Source organism: Mycobacterium sp. (genome assembly GCF_051006775.1).
Classification (GTDB): domain Bacteria; phylum Actinomycetota; class Actinomycetes; order Mycobacteriales; family Mycobacteriaceae; genus Mycobacterium.
The window spans coordinates 1-3,793 of sequence record NZ_JBPCSX010000239.1 but is presented as its reverse complement, the minus strand read 5'-3'; the positions used below and the strand labels follow the sequence as shown (position 1 = coordinate 3,793).

The 3,793-nt window shown below is 70.4% G+C and carries 4 protein-coding genes; 3 read left to right on the top strand and 1 reads right to left on the bottom strand.

Annotated elements, in window-relative coordinates; genetic code table 11:
• From cobG to ACR2JI_RS16615, 3 genes are all read left to right on the top strand, one after another.
• The coding region (gene cobG / locus ACR2JI_RS16625) for a precorrin-3B synthase (RefSeq protein ID WP_526391943.1) at window positions 1-1,108 on the top strand (1,108 nt) is incomplete at its 5' end.
• Between the two features lie 9 nt (window positions 1,109-1,117).
• A complete protein-coding gene (locus tag ACR2JI_RS16620; protein WP_526391941.1) occupies window positions 1,118-1,744 on the top strand; it encodes a precorrin-8X methylmutase in 627 nt (208 codons plus the stop codon).
• Window positions 1,741-3,216, top strand: coding sequence for a precorrin-2 C(20)-methyltransferase (locus tag ACR2JI_RS16615; protein ID WP_526391939.1), 1,476 nt, complete (start codon window positions 1,741-1,743; stop codon window positions 3,214-3,216). Before ACR2JI_RS16620 ends, ACR2JI_RS16615 begins: the two co-directional genes overlap by 4 nt.
• On the opposite strand, the gene ACR2JI_RS16610 is transcribed toward ACR2JI_RS16615, so the two are convergent.
• Window positions 3,191-3,793, bottom strand: a 603-nt coding sequence (locus ACR2JI_RS16610; RefSeq protein ID WP_526391937.1) for a cobalt-precorrin-6A reductase, incomplete at its 5' end; no start/stop codon positions are given. The genes ACR2JI_RS16615 and ACR2JI_RS16610 overlap by 26 nt on opposite strands.

Genomic DNA, 3,793 nt, shown 5'->3' with positions numbered 1-3,793 from the left:
GACCCGCGACGAGGATGCCTGCCCCGGTGCGCTGACCGTGCATCAGGCAGCCGACGGCGCGCTGGCCCGGGTGCGGTTGCCCGGCGGCATGATCACCGCCGCCCAGCTGGAGGCGCTGGCTGAGGCATCGCTGGCGTTCGCTGCCGGCACCATCGAGCTGACCGGCCGGGGCAACGTGCAGCTGCGCGGGATCACCGACACCGCGGCGGTGGCCGGGGCGGTGGAGGCGGCCGGGTTGCTGCCCTCGCCCAGCCACGAGACCGTCCGCAACATCGTCGCCTCGCCACTGACCGGACGAGTCGGCGGACTAAGTGATGTCCGGCCCTGGGTGAGGGAATTGGACCGGGCGATTCAGGACGAGCCCGACCTGGCGGTCCTGCCCGGCCGGTTCCTGTTCTCCCTCGACGACGGGACGGGCGACGTGTCCGGCCTGGCGGCCGACGCGGGGGTACAGGTGCTCGGCGATCACGTCGCACTGCTGCTGGCGGGCCGCGACACCGGAGTCCGGGTCGCGCCCGACGAGGCCATCCCGGCACTGGTGCGGGTGGCCCGCACATTCACCGAGATCCGCGGAAAAGCCTGGCGGGTCAGGGAATTGGACGATCACTCTGCCCTGTTGAAGGGTTTTACGGCCGGCGCGCCGACCGTCTCTGTCACACCGTCCATCAGGCCACCCGTGGGCTGGATCGAACATGACGACGGCTCGGTGACGTTGGGTGCCGCGGCGCGACTGGGAGTGCTCTTGGCCAGGCAGGCGCAGTTCCTTGCAGCGATCGACAAACCAGTGGTGATCACCCCGTGGCGCTCACTGCTGGTGTGCGATCTCGACGAGGGGGTGGCCGACACCTCGCTGCGGGTGCTGGCCCCGCTGGGCCTGGTGTTCGACGAGAACTCGCGCTGGCTCGAGGTCAGCGCGTGCGTGGGCAGCCCGGGTTGCGAGCGGTCGCGGGCCGACGTGCGGTCCGAAGCCGGGGCGGTCGCGGCAGCCGGAACCGGGACCGGCCGGGTGCACTACGTGGGCTGTGAGCGGGCCTGCGGCAAGCCGGCGTCCGGTCAGGTGCTGGTGGCCACTGGAACGGGTTACGAGCCGCATCCGGACCACTCGTAGGGTGGTGACGTGCTCGACTACACCCGCGACGCTGCCGAGATCTACCGGCAGTCGTTTGCGACGATCCGAGCCGAGGCAGACCTGGACCGGTTTCCCGACGACGTCGCACGCGCGGTCGTACGTCTGATCCACACCTGCGGTCAGGTCGACCTGGCCGACCACGTGGCCTTCACCCCCGGTGTGGTGGCGGCCACTCACGCCGCACTGGCTGCCGGTGCCCCGATCCTCTGCGACTCCTCGATGGTGGCCGCCGGCATCACCGCGAGCCGGTTGCCGGCGGGCAATGAGGTGGTGTCGCTGGTCACCGATCCCCGTGCTCCCGACCTGGCTCAGCGGATCGGCAACACCCGGTCGGCGGCCGGAGTGCAACTGTGGGCTGATCGGCTGCCGGGCGCGGTGGTGGCGATCGGCAACGCGCCGACCGCACTATTCCGGCTGCTGGAGCTGATCGACGACGGTGTCGGCGCGCCCGTGTCGGTGCTGGGCGGCCCGGTGGGCTTCGTCGGCTCGGCGCAGTCCAAACAGGAACTCATCGACGACCCGCGCGGGATGGAGTACCTGATCGTGGCGGGACGGCGCGGCGGCAGCGCGATGGCCGCCGCCGCGGTGAACGCGATCGCGAGTGCCAGCGAATGAGCGGCACGCTCTACGGCGTGGGCCTCGGTCCCGGTGACCCCGAGTTGGTGACGGTGAAGGCCGCCCGGGTGATCAGCGCGGCTGACGTGGTGGCATATCACAGCGCCCGACACGGGCGCAGTATCGCCCGTCGCATCGCCGAGCCCTACCTGCGGCCCGGCCAGATCGAGGAACACCTGATCTACCCGGTCACCACCGGGGACACCGACCACCCCGGCGGCTACGACGGCGCGATGGCGCAGTTCTATGCCGAATCCGCGGACCGGATCGCCGCGCACCTGGAGGCCGGCCGTGACGTCGCCCTGCTCGCCGAAGGTGACCCGTTGTTCTACAGCTCCTACATGCATATGCACACCCGGTTGGCAGGGCGCTTCTCCGCGGTGATCGTTCCGGGCGTGACCTCGGTGAGCGCGGCCTCGGCTGCGATCGGCACACCCCTGGCGACCGGCGACGAGGTGCTGTCGATACTGCCCGGCACATTGCCGGTCAGCGAACTCGCCCGCCGCCTCGCCGACACCGACGCCGCCGTGGTCATGAAATTGGGCCGCACCTATTCCCAAGTGCGCGAAGCGCTTTCGTTATCGGGACGTCTCGATGAGGCGATCTACGTCGAGCGGGCCAGCAGCGACACCCAGCGGGTCATGCCCGCCGCTGACGTCGACGACGACCAGGTGCCGTACTTCTCCATAGCCGTGGTGCCCGGAGACGGCCGCAGCACCCGGCTCCCCCCGCGCACCGGGACCGTCGCGGTCATCGGACTGGGCCCGGGCGACGTCGAATGGATGACACCGCAGAGCCTGCGTGAGTTGGCCGCCGCGACCGACCTGATCGGCTACGGCCCCTATCTGGACCGGGTGCCGATCCGCCCCGGACAGCGCCGCCACCCCTCCGACAACACCGACGAACCCCAGCGCGCCCGGCTTGCCTGCGAACTGGCCGAGCAGGGCCGCGCCGTCGCGGTCGTCTCCTCTGGAGACCCCGGCGTCTTCGCGATGGCCACCGCCGTCCTCGAGGAGGCCAAGCAGTGGCCGTCGATCGCGGTACGGGTGATCCCGGCGATGACCGCCGCACAGGCGGTGGCCAGCAGGGTCGGCGCGCCACTGGGTCATGACTACGCGGTGCTCTCACTGTCGGACCGGCTCAAGCCGTGGGAGGTGATCGCCGCCCGACTGTCGGCCGCGGCGGCCGCGGACCTGGTTCTGGCGATCTACAACCCGGCCTCGAAGTCCCGCACCTGGCAGGTGGCGGCCATGCGTGATCTGCTGCTCGAGCACCGCGATGCGGGCACCCCGGTGGTGATCGGCCGCGATGTGTCCGGTCCGAATGAGTCGGTGACGGTGGTCCGGTTGGCCGACCTCGATCCGGCCGATGTCGATATGCGCTGCCTGCTGATCGTCGGCTCATCCCAGACCCAGTGGTACGCGGGCGCGACCGGGGACACGGTGTTCACACCGCGGCGCTACCCCGGCTGACCACCCACCGCACCGCCTCGTCGACGGAACCGACCACCGTTGGGCCGGCGGGCAGCGGCGGCCGTTCGATCATCACCACGTCAACTCCCAGCGTGTGTGCCGCGTCGAGTTTCGGTCGGGTGAGCTCTCCCCCGCTGTTCTTGGTGACGACGACGTCGACGCGGTGATCGCGCATCAACCGATGCTCATCCTCGTAGCGGTAGGGGCCGCGGGAGAGCACCAGTTCATGGTCGGCCGGAAGATTACCGGGTTCCGGGGCGGTGACCACCCGGATGAGGAACCATGCGTCGCTGTTGCGGAAGGCGGCGGATCCGGAGCGCCCGGTGGTGAGAAAAACGCGCGAATACCCCTTGGCGGCAACCAGATCAGCGGCCGCACGATCAGAGCCGACGAGCGCGGCATCGCCGGGATCCCAGGCGGGACGGCTCAGCACCAGGTGCGGCAGCGCCAGGTCAGCACAGGCCGCTGCCGCGTTGGCCGTCATGGTGGCAGCGAACGGATGGGTGGCGTCGATGACCGCGGTGATGTCGTTGTCGCGCAGCCATTGCCGCAGACCCTCGACTCCCCCGAAGCCGCC

Bases quoted from the DNA above. Each gene is read 5' to 3' on its own strand.
- ACR2JI_RS16615 (WP_526391939.1), top strand. From the start codon at position 1,741: ATGAGCGGCACGCTCTACGGCGTGGGCCTCGGTCCCGGTGACCCCGAG.